We start from the raw sequence: 22,149 nt of genomic DNA, 5'->3' as shown, positions 1-22,149 counted from the left end.
CTATTGCCCGGACGCCCCGTCGCGACGCCAAAGGGAGGGGGACGCCGCGAGCTTTTGCGTGAGGATCAGGCAGCGTCGGCTGTACGATGATCGATTGCGGCCGCGTCGCTGCTGGTACCCACCTGGATCTTCTTGGGCTTCATCGCCTCGGGCACTTCGCGCAGCAGCTCGATCGTCAGCAGGCCGTCGGCCAAGTGCGCATTCTCCACCCGCACGAAATCGGCGAGCTCGAAACGGCGCTCGAAGCTGCGGTTGGCAATGCCCAGGTGCAGATAATTGCCCTGGTTGTTCTCATTTTCCCCGGCCTTCTTGCCAGCCACCAACAGCAGGTTCTGCTGCGCGGTAATGTCGATTTCGTCTGCCTTAAAGCCGGCAACCGCGATTGTGATTCGGTAGCGATCTTCCGCAATACGCTCCAGGTTGAAGGGCGGGTAGTTTTCAGAACTGGTCTGGCGTGCGCTGGCCTCGAGCAAGTCGAAGAGGCGATCGAAGCCGATCGCCGACCGACGAAATGGTGTAAAGTCGAACTGACGCATCTTCATATCCTCCTATGAGCAATTGGTACGTCGCATTTTGAGGTGCTCAACAACTTGCGGCACCAGGCAGAACCCTCTCGGCATCCTGCTGAACCTTATCTTGGCACGGGGTTTGGGAGTTTCAAGGGCGTTCGGGAGCGGAGCAAACGACGCTTCGGGCCGCTAAACATCTCCTTGTTCGCTAAATCATAGTTGTTCGGTGGAGATTTGACCGCGATGCAATCAAGGGGACGATAATGAGTTTGGCGCTGATTTCGCTGCTGCTTGCCGCTGGAGGTGCGCAGGGCGGCCCGCATGGCTCTCCCGAGCCGGAGGCAGTGTCCGCTGATCCTTTGCAGGAGTTGGCGCAGAGCGGGGAGATTGTCGTTACGGCCCGCCGCCGCGAGGAGCGGGTGCAAGAAGTGCCGCTTGCCATTTCCGTCCTCACAGGGGAGTCTCTGGCGGAAAGCAGCGCCTTCAACGTCAGCCGCATCCAGCAATCGCAGCCGGCCCTGCAATTTTATTCCAGCAACCCTCGCAACACGGCCATCAATATCCGTGGTCTCGGCGCGCCGTTTGGCCTGACAAACGATGGCATCGAGAAAGGTGTCGGCTTCTATGTCGACGGCGTGTATATCGGTCGCGTAGGTGCCTCGACCTTCGATTTCGTCGACGTCCAGCGGGTGGAGGTGCTGCGCGGTCCGCAAGGTACGCTGTACGGTAAGAATACCACCGCTGGCGCGATTAACATCACCACGCGGGCGCCGAGTTTCACGCCAGAGGTTCGCTATGAAGCGACGCTTGGCAACTACAATTTCGTACAGTTGAAGGGGGCGGCCTCGGCGTCCATCGCCGACGAGAAGCTGGCGGTCCGACTGTCTACCTCGGTATCCCGCCGACGCGGCACGATATACAACACCACGACCGACAGCTATCTGCATCGGCTGGATAATTATGGATTGCGCGGCCAGTTGCTGTGGCGTGCCGCTTCCAATCTGGACCTGACGCTGTCGGGCGATTTCAACCTGCAGAACCCGCTGTGCTGCGTCCAATATTACGCGCGGGTCGGCGCGACGCAGCGCCCGCTCAACCGGCAATATGCCGCATTGGCGGCTGCGTTCGGCTATGCCCCGCCCAGCACCGATCCGTTCGATCGCAAGACCGATCTCGATGCCGACATCAATTCGCGCCAGGAGATAGGCGGTGCGTCGCTGGTTGCGAATTGGGACTTGGGCAGCGCGACCGTTACATCGGTAAGCGCTTGGCGCTATTGGGATTGGAAGCCCGCCAACGATCGGGATTTCGTTGGGCTGCCGATCACCACCGTTTCACAGAATCCGTCGCAGCAGAAGCAGGTGACGCAGGAGCTGCGCATTGCTTCTAATGGCAAGAGTAGGCTGGATTACACCGCCGGTCTGTTCCTGTTCCACCAGACGATCGATACGCAGGGATCGCAGGTGCAGGGGCCGGCGGCGAGCCGATGGCTGCTCAATCCGGGCAATGTCGCACCGGGTGCAAGCGGCTGTGCGACACTAACCGCGAATGCTTGTAACCCCGCCGTGTTGAACGGCCTTACGTCCCGAAACACGATCTGCTTCGACAACACGAGCCTTGCCTTGTTCGGCAAGCTCAATTGGGAGGTGCTGCCGAAACTTCGGGTGCAACCCGGCTTGCGACTGAATTACGACAAGAAGAGCGGCTCCTATGTCGCTACGGTGACGACCGGCACCGGCAGCACGACGCTGAATGCCGACCAGCGCGGGGTGCTCGCGCTGCAAAGCTATTCGCCGCGGTTCAGCGACTGGAACGTCTCCGGAGACGTCACCATCTCCTATGACTTCGATCGCGACGTGCATGGGTACGCCACCTATGCGCGCAGCTTTAAATCGGGTGGTATCAACCTATCTGGCCTGCCGTTGGACGCGAACAACAACCCTATCCTCGCCGCCGTGACGGTGAAGCCCGAAAAGGTGAACCATTATGAAATCGGCCTGAAGACCCAGTTCTTCGACCGGCGCGCGACTTTGAACCTTGCCGGCTTCTGGACGGAAGTGAACGACTATCAGGCGACAGTCACCAACGGCCAGTTGGGCGTGATCCGCGGCTATCTGGCGAATGCCGACAAGGTGCGCGTGCGCGGCTTCGAATTCGACTCCAACGTTCAGCCCAGCGATCGGCTCAAGATCTATGCCAATGGCGCGTTCACCGATGCCAGATATATCCGGTTCCGCGACGCGCCGTGCCCGCCAGAGCTTTCCGGGGGAGCGAACAGTCCGACCAATTGCGACATTTCGGGTCAGGTGCTGCCGGGAATCTCGAAATGGGCCTTCGGCTTCGGCGGAGAGGTGAACGCGCCGGTTGCGGAAGGTCAGGCCTATCTCGGTTATGATGGCAGCTGGCGATCGCGCTTCTCGTCGAACCCATCGCCTTCGGCTTATACCTGGATCGCCGCCTATTCGCTGTCCAATTTCCGCATCGGCTATCGTCAGGGCAGGGTGAATGCCTTCGCTTGGGTGCGGAACGCATTCGACAAGCGCTATTTCGAGCTGCTGTCGGTGCAATCGGGCAATACCGGCTTGATCGTCGGGCAGCCTGGCGATCCGCGCACTTGGGGGTTCACGATCAGCGGTTCGTTCTGATCGGGTGACCGTCTGGCCTCTAGCCTTGGCCGGGAGAGGTTAGCGGGCGGGGCAGGGCAGCCTGCTCCGCCCGATACCCGTTCCATGATGTTGCAGTTGGGAAAGCTAGGGGGTCAGCAGGCCCAGGCTTTGGAAAAGACAAACGCCCGGACCGTTTCCGATCCGGGCGCCTGCGTGACGAATGCTCGTCAGCCCCCTTAACAGGATCCCGCTTCTAAACACCTGCATTTGCTTGCAAGTGGAGCTGGGAGCCTCCCCGAACCGTGGCCTTTGGTGCCTGCGTTTCGACGCTGTTCTGGTACGATCCCAGCATTGCTTTGTCACCCGTCGACAGGCTGGCGTAAGCAGTTTGCCCACGCCCTGTGTCGAAATAGCAACAGGGCGCTTCCCCTGCGCGCGAATGGGCCTTAGAGCAGCCGCATGCTGATATCGCGCTACGAGCGGATGATCGCCCGCCGCTACCTGCTGCCCGGACGCAGTGAAGCCTTCATCGCCGTGGTTGCTGGGTTTAGCCTGGTAGCGGTGATGTTGGGGGTTGCGGCACTGATCGTCGTGATGAGTGTCATGAACGGGTTCCGCGCCGAACTGTTCGACAAGATTGCCGGCCTCAATGGCCATGCCGTGGTGCAGGGCTATGGTGGCCAGCTGCGCGACTGGCGCCGTATCGCAGACGAGGCGAAGGCCATTCCCGGCGTAACCGCCGCCACCCCGCTGATCGAGCAGCCGCTGTTCGCAAGCTATAACGGTCGAGTAGAATTTGCGCTGGTGCGCGGTCTGCGGACGGAGGACATCCTTAACAACCCGACGCTAAAGGGGAAGGAGATCCTGGGATCCTTCCGGAACCTGAAGCCTGGCAGCGAACAGATCGCGATCGGGTCCCGCCTGGCGGAGGCGCTGGGAGCAACGATCGGCAGTCAAATTTCGATCATCAATCCGCAGGGATCGGCAACGCCTTTCGGCACCATGCCGCGAATCGTACAGTATCGCATCGCCGCCATCTTTGAAGTGGGGGTGTATGACTATGACAAGGCCTACATCATCATGCCCATGAGCGACGCGCAGACGCTGTTGCTGATGGGCGACTCGGTGGGGATGGTTCGGATCGATACAAGCAATCCGGATCAGATCGAAAAGCTGGTAGGCCCGCTGGCCGACAAGGTGAGCAACGCCGGCCAGATCACCGACTGGCGGCAGATGAACCGTGAGCTTTTTGAGGCGCTGGCCGTGGACCGCGTGGTATCGTTCACGATCCTGTCGATCATCTTGGTCGTCGCTGCGTTCAACATTATCTCTTCGCTGATCATGCTGGTGCGCGCCAAGACGCGCGACATCGCCGTGCTGCGAACAATGGGGGCGACGCGGGGCAGCATGATGCGGATCTTTGTCACTGTCGGTACCGCGATCGGCGCGCTGGGTGTCGGCGCGGGTGGCGTGCTTGCCTTCTTCTTCATCACCTATCGCGAGAAGGTCGTCTGGGCGATCGGCGCAGTGACCGGACAGAAAGTATGGGACCCGCAGATGCGATTCCTGACCGAGTTGCCTGCCAAGACCGATCCGCTGCAGACGATCGCGATCTGCGCGATGGCCTTGCTCTTCACCTTCCTCGCTACCTTGTACCCGGCGTGGAAGGCGGCGAGTACCGATCCTGTCCAGGTGCTGCGCTATGAATGATCCGGTTCTCCAGACGCGGGACCTCCGCCGCAGCTTCGAGCAGGGTGGCGTCCGCATCGACGTGCTGCGCGGTGTTGATCTCGACGTGCAGCCGGGCGAGATCGTGGCGCTGCTCGGCCCATCGGGGTCGGGCAAGTCGACGTTGCTGCAGGCGGTGGGGTTGCTCGAAGGCGGCTTCGAAGGATCGATCCGCATCGTGGGCGAAGAAGCGGCAAAGCTCAGCGCAAGCGGTCGCACCGAAGTGCGGCGAGATCGGCTGGGCTTCGTCTATCAATTCCACCATCTGCTGCCAGATTTCGACGCCACCGAAAACGTCATCCTGCCGCAGCTTATCCGCGGCGCGCCGCGCGCGGACGCACAGGCGCGGGCTACCGACTTGCTGACGCTACTAGGCCTAGGCCACCGGCTGACCCACCGGCCGAACCAGCTGTCGGGGGGCGAGCAGCAACGTGTTGCCGTCGCGCGCGCGCTGGCCAACCGTCCGCCGCTGGTGCTGGCGGACGAGCCGACTGGCAACCTAGACGAAGCCACATCGAATCGTGTGTTCGACGAGTTCCTGAATCTTGTACGGAACGAAGGATCGGCTGCGCTGGTCGCCACGCACAACGAGCGACTTGCGGCGCGCATGGATCGCGTGGTGAGACTGCACGAGGGCAGACTGGAGGAAGCAGCTTGAGCGATCCCATCACCGCGACGCCGGTAACCTTTTCCGATGGCAGCATTGGCGATCTGGCTGCCTACGCCGGCAAGGTCCTGCTGGTGGTCAACACTGCGTCGAAATGCGGCTTTACCCCCCAATATGCCGAACTCGAGCAGCTATGGCGCGCCTATCGCGATCGCGGATTCGCCGTGCTTGCCTTTCCCTGTAACCAGTTCGGTGGACAGGAACCCGGAAATGCGGAAGACATCGCGCAATTCTGTTCCACCACATACAACGTGACGTTCCCCGTTTTCGGCAAGATCGATGTGAATGGCAGCAATACTGCGCCGTTGTTCGATCGGCTAAAGTTCGAAGCGCCGGGCGTGCTAGGGACCGAAGTTATAAAATGGAATTTCACCAAGTTCCTGGTCGATCGCAGTGGTGATGTCGTGGGGCGCTATGCTCCTACCAAGCCGCCGCGGGACTTAGCCGCGACTATCGAGTCGCTCCTTTAAAGAATTGCGGTGCGGCCGGAAATCGGGAGGTTGCAAGCTTCCGACCGCGCCACGATTATCCCACAATCGGACAGGTTCCGCCATCTTTATCGTCGTCTTAAGGGATTGTCCCTAGCATTACGTCCGGTGCGAAAAGCTGTGGAGAAGCGGCGCGCCGGCTTGGCAAAGTGGCACGGCACACCCTAGGTTCGGGCATGGCGCATTCCGGTTTCGTCCCTCTTCGGGTTTTCTCCTGCTACACAATGCTTGAGGGGGCGATCGACCCCAAGGCGGTCGCCAAGCACGCCAAGAGCCACGGCTTCCCTGCCATCGCAGTCGCCGATCGCAACGGCCTCTATGCAGCAATGAGCTTTTCGGATGCGGCCAAAAAAGCGGGTGTCCAGCCGATCGTCGGCACGCTGCTGGCGGTGAAGCGCTCGAACCTGGCCGAAGGGCTGAACGTGCCGATCGACTGGCTCGCGCTCTATGCGCAGGACCAGACCGGCTATGAAAACCTCTGCCACCTTGTCTCGCAAGCGCATCTCGATCGCCCGATCGAGGAGAATGCGCATGTGCCCTTTGCGGCGTTGGAGGGGTATACTGACGGGCTGATCTGCCTCACCGCCGGGGCAGAGGGGGCGCTCGCTCGGCTCTATGCCGAAGGGCAGGACAAAACCGCCGAGGCCTATGCCAGCCAGTTGGGAGCGCTGTTCCCGGAGCGGCTCTACGTAGAGATAGCTCGGCGCAACAACGAGGTAGAGACTCGTGCTGAGGTGAAGCTCATCGACCTGGCGTATGCGCGGAACCTGCCGCTGGTCGGCACCAACCCGGCCTGCTTCGCCGAGGCCGATTTCTACAGCGCGCATGACGCGATGCTGTGCATAGCCAACTCGACATATCTGGAAACGGACGATCGCCCGCGCTCCTCACCTGAGGCCTGGCTGAAGCCGGCCGAGACGATGAAGACTGTGTTCGCAGATCTGCCCGAGGCGATTGAGAACACGCTCGTAGTCGCCCAGCGGTGCGCCTATGCCGCGCCCAAACGCAAGCCAATCCTGCCCAGCCTCGCCGGCGACCGTGAAGGGGAAGCGGCAATGCTGCGCGAGCGCAGCTGGGAGGGCCTGCGCCAGCGACTCCAATTCGCCGGCATCACCGATCCGGCGGAAGTGGAGGTGTACAACCAGCGCCTCCAGTTCGAGCTCGACATCATCATCCAGATGGGCTTCCCGGGCTACTTCCTGATCGTCGCCGACTTCATCCAATGGGCGAAATCGAACGACATTCCGGTGGGGCCGGGGCGTGGTTCGGGCGCGGGCTCGGCGGTCGCCTGGGCGCTGACCATCACCGATCTCGATCCGCTCAAGCTCGGTCTGCTGTTCGAACGCTTCCTCAATCCGGAACGCGTTTCGATGCCCGACTTCGACATCGACTTCTGCGAAACCCGGCGCGGCGAAGTGATCCGCTATGTTCAGGAAAAATACGGCCGCGATCACGTGGCGCAGATCATCACCTTCGGGACGATGAAGGCGCGCGCGGTGATCAAGGACGTCGGGCGCGTGCTGCAGATGAGCTATGGCCAGGTCGATCGCCTCGCCAAGCAGATCCCGAACCACCCGACCGACCCCTGGACGCTGGAGCGCACGCTGAACGGCGTCAGCGAGTTCCTCGCCGAATATAACGGCAACGAGGATGTGAAGCGCCTTGTCGACCTGTCGATGCGGATGGAGGGCCTGCCGCGCCACAGCTCGACCCACGCCGCCGGCGTGGTGATCGGCGACCGGCCGCTTGCGCAGCTGGTGCCGCTGTATCGCGATCCGCGCTCGGACATGCCGGTGACCCAGTTCGACATGAAGAATGTCGAGGGCGCCGGGCTGGTGAAGTTCGACTTTCTCGGCCTCAAGACGCTCTCGGTGCTCAAAAAGGCGGTCGTGCTGCTCGCCAAGCGCGGCGTCGACGTGAACCTCGACCGGCTCGATTGGGACGACGAGGGCGTCTATGCGCTTCTCCAGCGCGGTGACACGGTGGGCGTGTTCCAGCTCGAATCCGAAGGCATGCGGCGTACGCTGACCGCGGTGCGGCCGACCAATTTCGGCGACATCGTCGCGCTCGTCTCGCTCTACCGCCCGGGCCCGATGGACAACATCCCGACCTTTGGCGCGCGCAAGGCGGGGCGGGAGCCGATCGTCTATCCGCACGACCTGCTCGAACCGATCCTGAAGGAGACCTACGGGATCTTCGTCTATCAGGAACAGGTGATGCAGGCCGCGCAGATCCTCGCCGGCTATACCCTGGGCGGCGCAGACATGCTGCGGCGCGCGATGGGCAAGAAGGTCAAGGCGGAGATGGATGCGCAGCGCAGCATCTTCGTCAAGGGCTGCAAGGAAGTGAACGACATTCCGGCGGCCAAGGCCAACGAGCTGTTCGACTTGATCGACAAGTTCGCCGGCTATGGCTTCAACAAGTCGCATGCCGCTGCCTACGCCTTGCTGGCGTACCAGACGGCGTGGCTCAAGGCGCACCATCCGCACGAATTCTTCGCCGCATCAATGGCGTACGACATTCACCAGACCGACAAGCTGGCGGTGTTCGCCGACGACATGCGGCGGCTTGGCATCGAGGCGCTGTCGCCCGACATCAACGCTAGCGAGGCGGATTTCACCGTGCAGGCGCAGGGCGAGGGGCTCGCGGTGCGCTACGCGCTCGGCGCGCTCAAGGGCGTGGGCGAACGGGCGATGGAGTTGCTGGTTGAGGAGCGCGAGAAGAATGGCCGTTTCGCCAGCCTCGACGATTTCGCCAAGCGGGTCGACCCGCGCGTGCTCAACAAGCGGCAGCTGGAAACGCTCGCCTCGGCCGGCGCGTTCGACAGCATCGAGCCCAATCGGGCGGGGGTGCATGCCGCGGCGGAGACGATCCTCGCGGTTGCCCAGCGCGACCATGCCAGCCGCACCAGTGGACAAGGCGGGCTGTTCGGTGATGCAGAGCCGGCCGGGGGCGGGATCGCCGTCCCGAAGGACGCGGTGTGGAGCATGTCCGACCGCATCAACGCCGAGAAGGATGCCTTTGGCTATTACTTCTCGGCGCATCCGCTCGACCGATACGAGCATCTGTTCCGTGGACAGGGCGTGCGCGACATCGCCACGCTCCCGGAGATGAACATCCCCGAAGGCGCCCGGGTCACAGCCCAGATCGCCGCGCTGATCGAGGATTGCCGCTACCGCACCTCGGCGCGCGGCAACCGGTATCTGATGGCGACGATCTCGGACAAGAGCGCGCAAATCCAGACCTCATGCTTCGACGAGTTGATCGCGAAGGACATGGAGGAGTGCGCGAAAGGTACCGGCTGCGCGATCCTGACGCTCGAACTCGACAAGCGTCCCGGCGAGGATACTCCACGCGCCGCCGTGAAACGGGTGCAGCCGTTCGACACGCTGGCCGGTACGACCCAGTTGATCATGGAGATCCGCATCGAGGATCCCACGGTTCCGCCGCAGCTGGCGGAACTGGTCGGCGAGCTGCGCGGCGGGGGCAGGGGCGAGATCCTGCTCCATGCGCCGATCGAAGGCGGCGAGGCGACGGTGATGCTCGGTCGGGGCTTCCGACTCGACACCGAGCTGGCGGCGCGGATCGAGGGGCTGCCCGGCGTGAAAGGCGCTTCGCTGATGCCGGCAAGCATGAAGCTGGCGGCGGCGGCGTAGCGGGGCCTTGTACCTCCTCGCCATTGGGGGGCGGATAGCGAAGCTTGGTGCTTCAGCGATCAGCGCAGCTTCGAGAAGGTGAGCGGCGCAAGACACCGCGCGATTTGCTCCTGCAAACCGATCCCTCTTACTCCCACCGCCTGTTGGCGGCGGCCCCTCCCTCTCGCGTGAGGGGAAAGGAGCAGAGTTTTCGGTACGTCATTTTTCAGAAACCCAATGTAACACCCGACCCTCTCGACTCCTGCAGGTGAAGGCGTATCTTGCGCCCAAAACAGCCACGCAATGGAGAGGCATATGCTGGGCGGCATGCAAGATTTCGAGCTTCGGGTATCCACCTTGCTCGATCACGCGGCGCGGGAGCACGGGCCTCGCGAAATCGTCACGCGGTGGGCGGACGGCAGCGAGACGCGCACGAGCTGGGCAGGTATCGCGCACGACGCGCGGCGGATGGCGCAGGCGCTCGAGCGCATGGGAATCCGCAAGGGGGATCGGGTCGCAACCCTGGCGATGAACCACAGCCGGCACCTCGTCGCCTGGTATGGCGCAACCGGCATGGGTGCGCTGATCCACACCATCAATCCGCGGCTCTTCGACGATCAACTCGCCTTTATCGGTAATCATGCCGAGGATCGGGTGTTGCTCTACGATCGGATGTTCGAGCCTGTCGTCGAGCGGCTGAAGCCGCAATGGACCACGATCGAACATTATATCTGCTTCGACGATCTCGGGCCCGAGGGGTTCGAGGCCTGGATCGGCGCCGAAGACGGTGCCTATAGCTGGGCGCAGGGCGACGAGCGCGAGCCGATGATGCTCTGTTACACCAGCGGCACCACGGGGAATCCGAAGGGCGTGGTCTACACCCATCGCTCGACGGTTATTCACGCGCTGACAGAATTGCAGCCGGCCGAGTTCGATCTTTCCACCCAATCCGTCGCGATGCCGATCGTGCCGATGTTCCACGCTGTTGGTTGGGGATTGCCGTGGGCCGCACCGGCGGTAGGCGCGAAGATGGTGTTTTCGGCCGTCAATGATCCCAAGGTCCTGTGCGAATTGATGAACCGCGAGAAGGTGACTCATTCAGCCGGCGTGCCGACCGTGTGGTTCGCCATGTTCCAGCATATCGACGCGACCGGCGAGGCGCCGAGATACCTCAAGATCGTCACCATCGGCGGCTCGGCGGCACCCCGAGCGATGATCGAGCGACTGATGAAGATGGGGATGCGCGTCAATCACGCCTGGGGCATGACCGAGACGAGCCCGATCGGCACGATGGGCGCTCCATCGCCCGACTGGGACGAACTGAGCTTCGACGCCCAGGTCGATCAGGTCAGCAAGCAGGGCAAAGTACCCTATGGCGTCGAACTGCGTACGGTGGACGACGAAGGCAAGGTGCTGCCGCGCGACGGCAAGACCTCCGGGCGGCTGCAGGTGCGCGGGCCCTGGGTGGTCCGCCAGTATTTCCGCGAGGAAGCGCCGGCGATCGACTCCGATAACTGGTTCGACACCGGCGACGTCGCCGTACTCCATTCGGACGGAGTAATGCAGATCACCGATCGCGCCAAGGACGTGATCAAATCCGGTGGCGAATGGATCAGCTCGGTCGAACTGGAGAATTGCGCTGTGGGCTGCGCAGGCGTCGCCGAGGCGGCGGCGATCGGCGTGCACCACCCGCGTTGGGAGGAGCGGCCGATCCTGCTGGTAGTTCGCAAGCCGGGCAGCGATGTGACGGCCGAGCAGATCCAAGCGCATCTGGCGGCGCACGTCGCGAAATGGTGGCTGCCCGACGAGATCCACTTCGTCGATGCGCTGCCCCACACCGCCACGGGCAAGCTGCTGAAGATGGAGATCCGCCAGCGCTACAAGGACTATTCGCTCGCTGCTGCCTGAACGTGAGGCCAGGGGCGACGACTGCATCGCAGCCGCCGTCACCAGGCCGCTCACCGGGCGGCGAGCATCCCTGCGCTGATCGCTTCCGTCTTCGCCTCGCGGAAGCGAGCGCAGGTTCGAATGCCGTCCAGCGTGCGATCGAGCGCCAAGGTGCTGCCCTGGAGCGTGGGACGCAGCTTGGCGTCGACCTTGTCGGCCTGGGCGTTCGAGCAGAGCCGGCCGAACATCGCAACGGCACGCGCAGCGAAGATGCCGGCGCTGCCGCTTTCCTTGATCATTGTGTCGAAGTTCGCGAGCATCGCATCGCTGGCGAGATCGCGTGTGTGGGGGGATTGGAAAAAGCCTGCCACGACGCTGGCGCGCATCTGTGGGCTGAAGCGCGGGTCGTTGAATTCGTTCAGGAACCAGCGTGCGATATCGGCGCGTCCAGATCGGGCGATCCCCTCGCCGACGATGCTGCGATCTACGGTGCTGGTGCCGGCAAGCGATTGTTCGAGCAGTGCCTTGGCGTAGTCCAAGCCGCGTTCGTTGATGGCGACCGCCGCAGCCATTGACGCAAATTGGGGATCCAATGCCTTGGCGTCCCCAGCCGCCCAGGCATCGAATGCGCTCAGCAGTTGCGCGCGCAGTGCTGCGTCCTGCCCGGAAAAGACGAGCAGGTCGAGCAGGCGGCTGCGCAATTCCTGCTCGTCGGCAGTCTCACCGGCATGGGCGTCCGCCTTGGGATCGAAGCCGCTTTTCGCCAGCATCGGACTGTAGAGATCGACAATCAGCTTACGGTAGACGGGCAACGCCGCCGGCGTCAGCAGCCCTCGCGCTTCCAGCCCGCGCAGGCGATCGGCATTGTCGAACACAATCTTTTGCGCGGGGTGCGCGGCCATGGCGCGGGCCAGGGCGATCGGCCGCGTCACGTCGCTGCGGCCAGCATAGAAGCTCGCCCACACGCTATCGTCCAGCGCCAGCGCCTCACCTTGCGGCAGCGTTGTGCCAGCGGCGATCAGTGCCGTCCAATCGGCGGGATCAAGTTCGAAGCGATAATAGCCCCAGCCTCCTGCATTGGGCACGATCGTTCCGCTACCTTTGGCTTCGATCGCTTCGCTCGGCTGATCGAGCAGCGTGCAGCTCTTGGTTTCGCTGCGGCGCAGGCATAGCGGGATCAACCATTGCTGCGCGGGCAGGTTGGTGCCGAAATAGGCAAAGCGCGACTGGCTGGCGATCAGCCGTTCGCCCTCGCGGCGCAGCGTGACGAGGGGCACGCCCTGCTGGTCGACGAAGCTCTTGAGCGAGGCGAGCACGCGAGGATCATCGGCGGCATCCGCCAGCGAGGTGAAGAACTGATCGGTGGTGGCATTGCCATAGGCGTGGCGCCGCATGTGGAGGCGCACCCCATCACGGAACCGTTCGTCGCCCATATAGTCGGCGATCATCGCAACCACCTGGCCGCCCTTGCCATAGGTGATCTGATCAAACGCGGCATCGATATCGCCGTCCCGCAAAATTGGCTCGTGAATCGGTCGCCCGGTCGGAAGGGAATCCAGCGTCATCGCCTGGAAGCCTTCTTCGATCGCGTTGACGCCCATTTCGAGATCCGGCCGCCATTCGTTACCGATGCGATAGCCCATCCAATTGGCGAAGCTCTCGTTCAGCCAGATATCGTCCCACCAAGCCGGAGTGACGAGATCGCCGAACCATTGGTGTGACAATTCGTGCGCAACGACCATGCCGAACGCCTGCTTCCGTTCGGTGGAAGCCGATTCGTCCAGGAACAGAATGTCGTCGCCATAAATATCGGCGCCGGCATTCTCCATCGCTCCCGGCATGATCGGCGAGCCGATCTGGTCGAGCTTGGGGAAGGGGAAGGGCTGACCGAAATAACGTTCGAGCAGCGCGACGATCTTGCCCGATTCATCGCGGGCATAGGCCAGCTGTCCAGCATTGGGCTGCGTGCCGATCACGCCTAACGGCATCGGATCCTTGCGCTCCGGCGTCGCCGCGATGCTGGTCTTGGTGGTTGCGAATGGGCCGGTGACGAGCGCCACCAGATAGGTGGGCAGCGGCTTGGTGGGCGCAAACTGGTGTTTCACCAGCGCTCCCTGTTTGCGCATGCTGGCCTGGGGCGCGTTGCTGACGGCCACAAAGCCGGGCCGGGTGGTGATCGAAATAGTGAACGGCGTCTTGTAGCCGGGTTGATCGAAGGACGGGAAGGCGGCGCGGGCATCGATTGATTCGAACTGGGTCCAACTGTACCAGGCATTGTCCACCTTCACATGGTACATGCCGGACGTGGTCGTTCCGAACGGGGCATCGTAATCAAAGCGCAGGGTTACGCGGCCTGCCGGAACGGTAGTGCCGAAATCTAGCTGGGCGAGGCCGGTCGGGCTTTTTTGCGTGAACCGCACTGGCATGCGCTTCTTACCGATCTGCACCGTCGCCTTGCTCACGCGCAGGTCACGGCCATGCATCCAGAGGGCGCTCGCCGCTTGCTTCAGATCGACATCGATCTCGGTATGGCCGCTGAAGCGGTCTTTTTCCGGCAGGATGGTGAAATCCAGACGATAGGCGGCGGGCGTGGCGACATCCGGCAGCTTGCCTTGCGGCTGCGGCGTTTGCGCCAGGGCAAGGCTGGGGGCGAACAGGGCAGTGCAGGCGAGCAGGGAAACGCGCATCAAGGGTCCTTCGAAAACGGCATGCAGGACTAGGTCCGACGCTTCGATGTTGCAATATCACATCCGCTGACGTCCCTCCGATTTGGTCGCTTGCCGCACCGTCCGCCGTCGCTATGGTACCGATATCAGAAGATGCTCGGGAGAGGCTGGATGCGAGGATGGGTGAGCGGTGCCGCCATGGCATTGCTGTTGGTGGCAGGCGCGCATGCCGCTCCGGGGGAACGCTGGTCCGCGATCTGGGCGACGGCGCAGCTGGTGGCGGAGGGACCGAACGCGCTTTCCCAGGAGGAACTGACCGACGCGACGCTACGCCAGATCGTCCGCGTCCCGCTGTCGGTAACCAGGGTGCGCATCCGCTTCACCAATCGGTTCGGCACGACGCCGCTGATCCTGGACGGCGCCACTGTGGCGCGGGCGCTGGATCCTGCCCGTGCCGCGATCGATCCCGCCTCTCTCCGTACGCTGCGCTTTGGCGGCAGCGGGACGGTCACCATTCCCGCCGGCGCCGACTATTGGAGCGATCCGGTCGAGCTCAACGCTGCGCGCGGGGCCGACCTTGCCGTCTCCTTCCATCTGCCCAGCGCGCCGGGCGTACAGACAAGCCATCCGGGTTCGCGCGCAACCTCGTATCTGGCGCGCGGCAGCCAGGGCGGCGCCACCGATCTGCCAGGTGCCAAGACGGTCGATCACTGGTACCAGATTGCCGGGATCGAGGCGGCCGCGCCGCGTGCCCGCGCGATCGTAGCATTCGGGGACTCGATCACTGATGGCTACGGGGTGAAGCCCAACACCAATGCGCGGTGGACCGATGCGCTGCAGGCTCGCCTGCGGGCAGCGCCGGGGCTTGGCGACGTTGCCGTGCTGAATGCCGGGATCGGCGGCAACCGGCTGCTCAACGATGGGCTGGGCCCCAATGCGCTGGCCCGTTTCGACCGCGACGTGCTGACGCCGCCCGGCGTCACCCATGTCCTCGTGCTGGAGGGCGTGAACGATCTGGGGACGTTGACTCGCGATGCGCCGGTCACTGCGGAAGCCCATGCCCTGCTGGTGACGCGGATGATCGACGCCTATCGGCAGATGGTCGCGCGGGCACATGCGCATGGCATCAAGGTGATCGGGGGTACCATCATGCCTTATGCCGCGTCCGCTTACTATCATCCCGATGCGCTGAACGAAGCGGACCGCCAGGCGGTGAACCGCTGGATCCGCACCCCGGGCAACTTCGACGCGGTGATCGATTTCGACGCCGCAATGCGCGATCCGGCCGATCCCACCCGGTTGCGCAAGGCATATGACAGCGGCGACGGGCTCCACCCCTCGATCGACGGTTATCGCGCGATGGCGGCCGCGGTGCCCCTGGCGCTGCTGCGCTAGAACAACTCCCCCTGGGGACCGGAGGGGGGGCGAAACAGGTCCGTTCGCAGGCGGATGCGCTCGCCCTCCAGGCCGTAGCGCTTCACCGCGCGGGTGAAGCGGGTGCGGAGCAGTTCGGCCCAGGGCCCCTGGCCACGCATCCGCGTGAAGAACGCGGGATCATTGTCCTTGCCGCCGCGGATCGACTGGATGGTCGCCATCACCTTGGCGGCGCGATCGGGGAAATGCGCGTCGAGCCAGGCGCGAAATAGCGGGGCGACTTCCCAGGGGAGACGGACCGGCAGGAAGAAGGCGCCGCGTGCGCCCGCCTCCGCGGCGCGCTCGAGGATATGCTCCATCTCGTGATCGGTGACGTGCGGGATCACCGGCGACATCGAGACGAAGACCGGCACGCCCGCATCGGCGAGGGTGCGGATCGCTGCCAGGCGGCGCTCGGGGCGTGGCGCGCGCGGTTCCACCGTCATCGCGATCTTCGGGTCCAGCGACGTGACGGACAGCATCACCGCCGTCAGCCCCTGCGCCGCCATCGGCGCCAGCAGATCGAGATCGCGCACCACCCGATTCGACTTGGTGGTGATCATCAGGGGGTGGCGGCACTCGGCGAGCAGTTCCAGGCAGCCACGGGTGACCCGCCACGTCGACTCGATCGGTTGATAGGGATCGGTATTGGTGCCGAATGCGATCGGCTTGCAGACATAGCCGCGCTTGCCGAGTTCGACGCGAAGCAGCGCAGGCGCGCTCGGCTTGGCGAACAGCCGGCTTTCGAAATCGAGGCCGGGGGAGAGATCAAGATAGGCGTGGCTCGGCCGTGCAAAACAGTAAATGCAGCCATGCTCGCAGCCGCGATAGGGATTCACCGATTGGTCAAAGCCGATGTCGGGCGACTGGTTGCGGCTGATGATCGTCCGCGGCGTCTCGACCGTCACGCTCGTGCGGAGCGGCGGCGGCGCGCCGTCGACCACCGCCTGCGCGTCGAGCCAGTCACCATCGGCTTCGCGCGCAGGAAGGTTGAAACGAGCGCTCTCCGCATTAAGCGTGGCGCCGCGTACCGGGCGACTCTTTGCCATTGCGTGAATGTACGTCGGACTGTAGAACGAAGCAAGAACATGTAAGGGGGTGATGATGGCGCGCTTGAATTATCTGGAACTACCGGTTGGCGAGGTGCCGGGGCTGAAAGCCTTTTACGGGCAGGCATTCGGCTGGGCCTTCACCGATTTCGGCCCCAGCTATGCGGCAACGATGACCGGCGACACCGATGTCGGGCTGGACGGCGACGCGCAGGGGCGGACGCAGCTGCTGCCGGTGATCGCGGTGGACGATCTGGAAGCGACGCTTGCAGCAGTGGAAGCGGCGGGCGGCACGGTCACGGTGCCGATCTTCGCCTTTCCCGGTGGCCGGCGGTTCCACTTCCGAGATCCGCAGGGGCATGAGCTGGCAGCATGGGTGGTGGAGGACTGAGGTCGCTTCCAGTCGGAGCCACGTGGTGACACCTTGCCGTTGCGACAGCAGGAGGCCGGGTAGGAGAGGGCGTCGCTTAAGGCCCTGGGCCCCTGTTTTTCGCAGGGCATGGGAAGCGCAGGGTACGGGCAGGTGGGGCCGCCTGCAGCTTCCTTACCGCTCCTGCAGGCGCCCCATCAGCTCGACGAAGTTGCAGGGCTTGTGGCGGATATCGAGCTGGCTGGCGAGAATGCCGTCCCATGCATCGGTGACAGCACCGGTCGAGCCCGGCAGTGCGAAGAGGTAGGTGCCGCGCGCAACACCGGCGGTGGCACGGGACTGAATCGTCGACGTGCCGATCTTGGCGTAGCTCAGCCAGCGGAATAGTTCGCCAAAGCCCGGGATTTCCTTGTCCCAGACGCGGGCAAGTGCCTCCGGTGTCACGTCGCGGCCGGTGACGCCCGTGCCGCCGGTGGCGAGAACCACCTCAACGCCTGGCGCTGCGATCCATGCCTCGAACTGAGCAGCGATCACGTCGACATCGTCGCGGAGAATCGTGCGGTCCGTAAGCAAGTGGCCGGCGCTGGTCAGCCGCTCGACCAGCCGGTCGCCCGATCGATCCTCAGCGAGCGTGCGGGTGTCAGAAACGGTGAGAACGGCAATGCGAACAGGGCGGAAGGCGATGCTCGCGTCAATTCCCACGCGCCACCTCGTTCGGCAGCTTGGCGGCGCTGATCGTCACGCTGGCCCCGGTGGCCGGCAGCTGGAACTGCTGCTGGAGCGCCGAAGGCGCCTGCGGCGCTAGCGGCTGCGGCGCGGGGAAGATAAGCGGCGGGGCGCGGCGCGTGCTGAGCTTCACCGCCTTGGCCCCAGTCATGCCGGGAAAGCGCGGCCACATGCCGGCAGCCAGTGCGGCGCGGCTGGCGGAGGGCTTGCCGTCGTGCAGCTCGTACATCCAATAGTTGCGCAGCACCGTCATTACATAGCCGCGCGTCTCCCAATAAGGGATGCTTTCAATGTAGAGCAACGGATCGCCGCCGTCGCGCGAGGCTTGGTTCCAGGCCTCGACCGGGCTGGGCCCGGCATTATAGGCGGCGATCACCTTAGGCAGCAGCCCTTGCGTCAGCGGCAGGTCGCGTAACTGCTCGAGATAGGATTGACCGATCTCCATGTTCACCGACGGCTTGGTGAGATCGCTGGCGGCATAGGTGACCCCACGGCGCCGACCTACATCAATCGCGGCGCCGGTTTTCACCTGCATCAGGCCCATGGCTCCGGCGGCGCTGCGCACTTCCGCGTTGAAGCGTGATTCCTGCAACGTGTGAGCGAACACCAGTGAACGATCGACTCGCCATCCGCCGGCGGGCGACCAGTTCGGCACTGGATAGCGTGCCTCGACGATCGGCTTGGCGCCGGCCGGCCCGTTATGCGCCAGCCACAATTCGGTCTGCGGCAGGCTCAGCTGCGCGGCAAGGCGAGTGAGCGCGCCGTGATCGTCCGGCGTGCAGAACTTCGCCTGGTGGCGCAGCACCTGATCGGCCAATGCCGTCTCGCCGATTTCCGACAGCGCGGCAGCGACGCGGACGTTCGGGCGACGTTCGAGCGCAGCCCAGTCCTTGTTGATGAACCGATCGCCCTCCAGCCGCTTTTCCGCTATGCCCAAGCTCGATCGGGCAAGCAGGCCGTAGAAGGTTTCGCCATATTGGCTGGCCGCCCGCAGCTTTGGTGCCACTCGGTCTGGCCGCCCGCACGCCATTTCCGCACGGGCGCCCCAATAGAGGCCGGCGGATCGCAGTTCGGTATCGCTGGCCCGGGTGGCGACGCGTTCGAACGCAGCGGTGGCGCCCGTGCAATCCTGCTGGCGCCAGGCAGCAAGGCCATCTGCCCAGTCGGCCTGCGGCGCCCATTCACCCATTCCCTGCTCGGCCTTGGCCGCCATGCGGCGCGCATTGGCATCGTCGCCGGCAACATAGTAGATCCAGGCGACCTTCTGCTGCCACTCGGTCAACGCTTCGGGCGTAAGATCGCCCGCGAAGCGTGCAACCACCGCTTCAGCGGCAGGGCCGTTATCCGCCTTTACATGCGGTGCGATCAGGATCGCTACTTCGGTCGCGGCATTGTCGCTGCGGATCGAGCGAGCGCGCTTGCGGATCGGCGCGCCATCGAACCAGATCAGCCGCTGCGCCACCGGGAGGGAAGGAAGGTCGCTCACGCCGCGCGTCTTGGCAAGACGCGCGAGCTGTTCGGCCTGCGGAAGCTCCGGCGCTTCGGTGATAAGCGCCACCAATTGCGCCGCTTCGACGCGCGGCGAACCCTTGGCGGTGTATAGCTGGGCGCGGGCGATCGCGTGGAGTGGGCCCGGCGGCATCGAATCGAGCTTGATCTGAGCATCGGCCCAGCGACCATTGCGGATCGCATCGAAGACGAAGCGGTAATCGGAGCGCTGCGCCGGATCGAGCTGCGACGGAATACCATCACCCGCGCGACGGGGGCCCGAAGCGGCATCCGCTTCGTCGATCAGCGTGGGAGTGTTATCATCAGACGGCAGGGCCAGCGCCGGTGTGGCGATCGGCGTCGCCAGCAGCGTGGCGGCAAGCAGAATGCGCAAGGTCAACGGCTCGGTCCCCGGTTCAGCAGCAACAGATGTTTCCAGGTTTCGCTCTTGGCGGCCGGACGCTCGATCAACGAGCGCGGATGATAGGTCGCCACCACCTGGGTTGTCGTCTCGTAGCGGTTAACGTCGTACGAACGAAGTTCCGGCGGCCAGGCTTCCGCCCCGAGAACCGAACGGGTCGCCGCATGGCCGAGCAGCAACAGCTTCTTCGGCTGCACCAACGATAGGAAATGGTTGGCCAGCTCGACCAGCTTCGGCGCCGCATCGGCGGGCACCTGCCCGGTGAGGGGGCGGGCGAAGCAGAGCGGCACCAGTTGCACCGACTCGCGCGCCAGCCCCACCGCCGCCAGCATCCGATCGAGCAGGGCGCCCGCCGGACCGCTCCACAGCGTGGCGCTATCCTCTGGCTCGGGCATGTCGACGAAAATCGTCCAAGCGGCGTTTTCGACAAACGCAGGCGCAACCAGGGGCGTGTGCCAACCGGCTTCGGGCGCGGCTTCGCTTGTCCGCCAGGCGATCAATTCGGCCAGCGTCTGGGGCAGGGCAGCGGGTGCGGCCGTTACGGCAGGCTCGGCCTGCGGCTCGGCGCGGAGCGGCGCGGGTTTGGCGAACCAGTCGCGCACCTCGTCCTCGACGAGCATGTCGACTCCTGCGGCATCCCACCATTCGAGCGTGCTCGCGAGCGCCTTGTGCCAGCTATTGTCTGGTTGCACCCCCATACCCATTCTTTGAATCCCAGTTGACGGCGGGGTCAATCTGGCTTCATCGCCGGATAGACGGAACGTTGCGGGCGCGCGACGACAGGTGGCCGCAACGGCCGTGTTAGTACGAAGGACTTAGGGGAACAAGGATGAGCGAACGGGAGTCGATGCCCTATGACGTCGTGATCGTCGGCGCGGGGCCTGCCGGTCTTTCCGCGGCGATCCGGTTGAAGCAGCTCGCGACCGAGGCCGGCGCCGAACTCTCTGTGTGCGTGCTGGAGAAGGGCTCCGAAGTCGGTGCGCATATCCTTTCCGGCGCGGTGGTGGATCCCAAGTCGCTCGACGAGCTGCTGCCGAACTGGCGCGACGATGGCTGCCCGCTGGCGCGCACGCCGGTGACCGAAAATCATCATTGGGTGCTGAGCGACAAGGGCAAATCGTCCTTCCCTGAATTCCTCACGCCGCCCTATCTGCACAACAAGGGCACCTATACCGGCAGCCTTGGCAATCTTTGCCGCTGGATGGCGGAAAAGGCAGGCGAGCTGGGCGTGGAGATATTCCCGGGCTTTGCCGCCGCCGAGGTGCTGTACAACGAAGACGGTAGCGTAAAGGGCGTCGCCACCGGCGACATGGGTGTGGCAAAGGATGGCAGCCACAAGCCCGAGTACCAGCCCGGGCTGGAGATCCACGCCAAATACACCTTCCTTTCTGAAGGCTGCCGCGGCCATTTGTCGAAGCAACTGATCCGCCAGTTCGAACTTGATGCGGACAGCCAGCCCCAGGTGTACGGCATCGGCATCAAGGAATTGTGGGACGTCGATCCCGCACGCCATGTGCCGGGCCGGGTAATCCACACCCAGGGCTGGCCGCTGACCGACGGCAGTAATGGCGGCGGGTTCATCTACCACCAGGCCGACGGTCAGGTCGCGATCGGCTTCGTGGTGTGGCTGGGGTACAAGAACCCCTGGCTTTCTCCCTTCCACGAGATGCAGCGCTGGAAGACGCATCCCGAGATTGCCGCGCTGCTCAAGGGCGCCAAGCGCGTGTCTTACGGTGCGCGGGCAATTTCGGATGGTGGCTGGCAGGCGGTGCCGAAGCTGGTGGCACCGGGTTTGGCACTGATCGGCGATTCCGCAGGTTTCCTCAATGTGCCGCGGATCAAGGGCACGCACACCGCGATGAAGAGCGGGATGATGGCAGCGGAGGCGGCGTTCGCAGCGATCCAGGCCGGCCGCGCCGGCGACGAACTAACCGCGTACCCGCAAGCCTATGAGGCGAGTTGGGTGTACAGGGAGTTGCGCGGTGTCCGCAACGTGGCGCCGCTCGTTAAGAAGTTCGGCGATAGCTGGGGCACGTTACTCTCCGGCGCCGCGATGTGGAGCGAGCATCTGGGACTGCGCTGGCCGATCACGATGAAGCACAAGCCCGACAATGAGGGCCTGCTGCGCGCTGACCAGGCACCGAAGATCGAGTATCCCAAGCCGGACGGCGTGCTTACCTTCGACCGGCTCTCCTCCGTGTTCATATCGAACACCAATCATGAGGAGGACCAGCCGGTCCACCTGACCCTTAAGGATCCGGAAGTTCCGATCGGCTATAATCTGCCGATGTACGCAGAGCCCGCGCAGCGTTATTGTCCGGCGGGTGTATATGAGGTCGTAGGGGAAGGCGATGATCTGCGGTTCCAGATCAACGCGCAGAATTGCGTGCACTGCAAGACCTGCGACATCAAGGATCCCACCCAGAACATCAATTGGGTGGTGCCGGAAGGTGGCGGCGGGCCGAATTATCCGAACATGTAGCCTTGGTCTGGCGC

15 protein-coding genes are annotated in these 22,149 nt (G+C 63.9%); 9 read left to right on the top strand and 6 right to left on the bottom strand.

Annotated elements, in window-relative coordinates; translation table 11 throughout:
- Positions 1 to 65: 65 nt before the first annotated feature.
- Positions 66 to 536: an Hsp20 family protein gene (locus B215_RS0110200; protein WP_026009149.1), complete on the bottom strand. Its 471-nt coding sequence runs from the start codon at positions 534 to 536 to the stop codon at positions 66 to 68.
- A gap of 236 nt (positions 537 to 772) precedes the next feature.
- On the opposite strand from B215_RS0110200, the gene B215_RS0110195 reads away from it, so the two are divergent.
- The 6 genes from B215_RS0110195 (at position 773) to B215_RS0110170 (ending at position 11,541) form a co-directional block, all read left to right on the top strand.
- The gene (locus B215_RS0110195) at positions 773 to 3,154 is read left to right on the top strand and encodes a TonB-dependent receptor (RefSeq protein ID WP_026009148.1); all 2,382 of its coding nucleotides are present in this window, start codon (positions 773 to 775) and stop codon (positions 3,152 to 3,154) included.
- Between the two features lie 420 nt (positions 3,155 to 3,574).
- Positions 3,575 to 4,825 carry a lipoprotein-releasing ABC transporter permease subunit gene (locus tag B215_RS0110190; protein ID WP_019369548.1) on the top strand — a complete coding sequence of 417 codons (1,251 nt, stop codon included), beginning with the start codon at positions 3,575 to 3,577 and terminating at the stop codon, positions 4,823 to 4,825.
- The gene (locus B215_RS0110185) at positions 4,818 to 5,501 is read left to right on the top strand and encodes an ABC transporter ATP-binding protein (protein ID WP_019369547.1); all 684 of its coding nucleotides are present in this window, start codon (positions 4,818 to 4,820) and stop codon (positions 5,499 to 5,501) included. Before B215_RS0110190 ends, B215_RS0110185 begins: the two co-directional genes overlap by 8 nt.
- Positions 5,498 to 5,980, top strand: a complete 483-nt coding sequence (locus tag B215_RS0110180) for a glutathione peroxidase (RefSeq protein WP_019369546.1) — start codon at positions 5,498 to 5,500, stop codon at positions 5,978 to 5,980. The genes B215_RS0110185 and B215_RS0110180 overlap by 4 nt, the downstream gene beginning before the upstream one ends.
- A 194-nt stretch (positions 5,981 to 6,174) precedes the next feature.
- Positions 6,175 to 9,654, top strand: a complete 3,480-nt coding sequence (gene dnaE / locus B215_RS0110175) for a DNA polymerase III subunit alpha (protein ID WP_026009146.1) — start codon at positions 6,175 to 6,177, stop codon at positions 9,652 to 9,654.
- Positions 9,655 to 9,948: 294 nt separating this feature from the next.
- On the top strand, positions 9,949 to 11,541 hold the full coding sequence (locus B215_RS0110170; protein ID WP_019369544.1) for a long-chain fatty acid--CoA ligase: 1,593 nt from the start codon (positions 9,949 to 9,951) through the stop codon (positions 11,539 to 11,541).
- A 50-nt stretch (positions 11,542 to 11,591) separates the two neighbouring features.
- Here B215_RS0110170 and B215_RS0110165 read toward each other — a convergent pair whose 3' ends face one another.
- Positions 11,592 to 14,207 carry a M1 family metallopeptidase gene (locus tag B215_RS0110165; protein ID WP_019369543.1) on the bottom strand — a complete coding sequence of 872 codons (2,616 nt, stop codon included), beginning with the start codon at positions 14,205 to 14,207 and terminating at the stop codon, positions 11,592 to 11,594.
- Between the two features lie 177 nt (positions 14,208 to 14,384).
- Between B215_RS0110165 and B215_RS0110160 the strand changes: the two genes are divergently transcribed.
- Positions 14,385 to 15,581 (top strand): SGNH/GDSL hydrolase family protein, encoded by a 1,197-nt coding sequence (locus B215_RS0110160; protein ID WP_019369542.1) that lies wholly within the window; start codon positions 14,385 to 14,387, stop codon positions 15,579 to 15,581.
- Here B215_RS0110160 and B215_RS0110155 read toward each other — a convergent pair.
- Entirely contained in the window at positions 15,578 to 16,648 is a 1,071-nt protein-coding gene (locus tag B215_RS0110155; RefSeq protein WP_019369541.1) for a PA0069 family radical SAM protein, read from the bottom strand. The genes B215_RS0110160 and B215_RS0110155 overlap by 4 nt on opposite strands.
- Positions 16,649 to 16,703: 55 nt before the next feature.
- Here B215_RS0110155 and B215_RS0110150 point away from each other — a divergent pair, with 55 nt between their 5' ends.
- The gene (locus B215_RS0110150; protein WP_026009144.1) at positions 16,704 to 17,039 is read left to right on the top strand and encodes a VOC family protein; all 336 of its coding nucleotides are present in this window, start codon (positions 16,704 to 16,706) and stop codon (positions 17,037 to 17,039) included.
- Between the two features lie 153 nt (positions 17,040 to 17,192).
- On the opposite strand, the gene moaB is transcribed toward B215_RS0110150, so the two are convergent.
- From moaB to B215_RS0110135, 3 genes are read right to left on the bottom strand one after another with little or no spacing between them, the layout of a single operon-like run.
- Positions 17,193 to 17,720 carry a molybdenum cofactor biosynthesis protein B gene (gene moaB / locus B215_RS0110145; RefSeq protein ID WP_019369539.1) on the bottom strand — a complete coding sequence of 176 codons (528 nt, stop codon included), beginning with the start codon at positions 17,718 to 17,720 and terminating at the stop codon, positions 17,193 to 17,195.
- On the bottom strand, positions 17,710 to 19,632 hold the full coding sequence (locus B215_RS0110140; protein ID WP_019369538.1) for a lytic transglycosylase domain-containing protein: 1,923 nt from the start codon (positions 19,630 to 19,632) through the stop codon (positions 17,710 to 17,712). The genes moaB and B215_RS0110140 overlap by 11 nt, the downstream gene beginning before the upstream one ends.
- Positions 19,629 to 20,351 (bottom strand): uracil-DNA glycosylase family protein, encoded by a 723-nt coding sequence (locus tag B215_RS0110135; protein ID WP_019369537.1) that lies wholly within the window; start codon positions 20,349 to 20,351, stop codon positions 19,629 to 19,631. The genes B215_RS0110140 and B215_RS0110135 overlap by 4 nt, the downstream gene beginning before the upstream one ends.
- A 131-nt stretch (positions 20,352 to 20,482) precedes the next feature.
- Between B215_RS0110135 and B215_RS0110130 the strand changes: the two genes are divergently transcribed.
- A complete protein-coding gene (locus B215_RS0110130) occupies positions 20,483 to 22,135 on the top strand; it encodes an electron transfer flavoprotein-ubiquinone oxidoreductase (RefSeq protein ID WP_019369536.1) in 1,653 nt (550 codons plus the stop codon).
- Positions 22,136 to 22,149 lie beyond the last annotated feature (14 nt).

This window comes from Sphingomonas sp. ATCC 31555, assembly GCF_000282895.1.
GTDB lineage: Bacteria > Pseudomonadota > Alphaproteobacteria > Sphingomonadales > Sphingomonadaceae > Sphingomonas.
The sequence above is the reverse complement of the archived record's forward strand: the minus strand, read 5'-3'. Positions and strand labels throughout refer to the sequence as shown.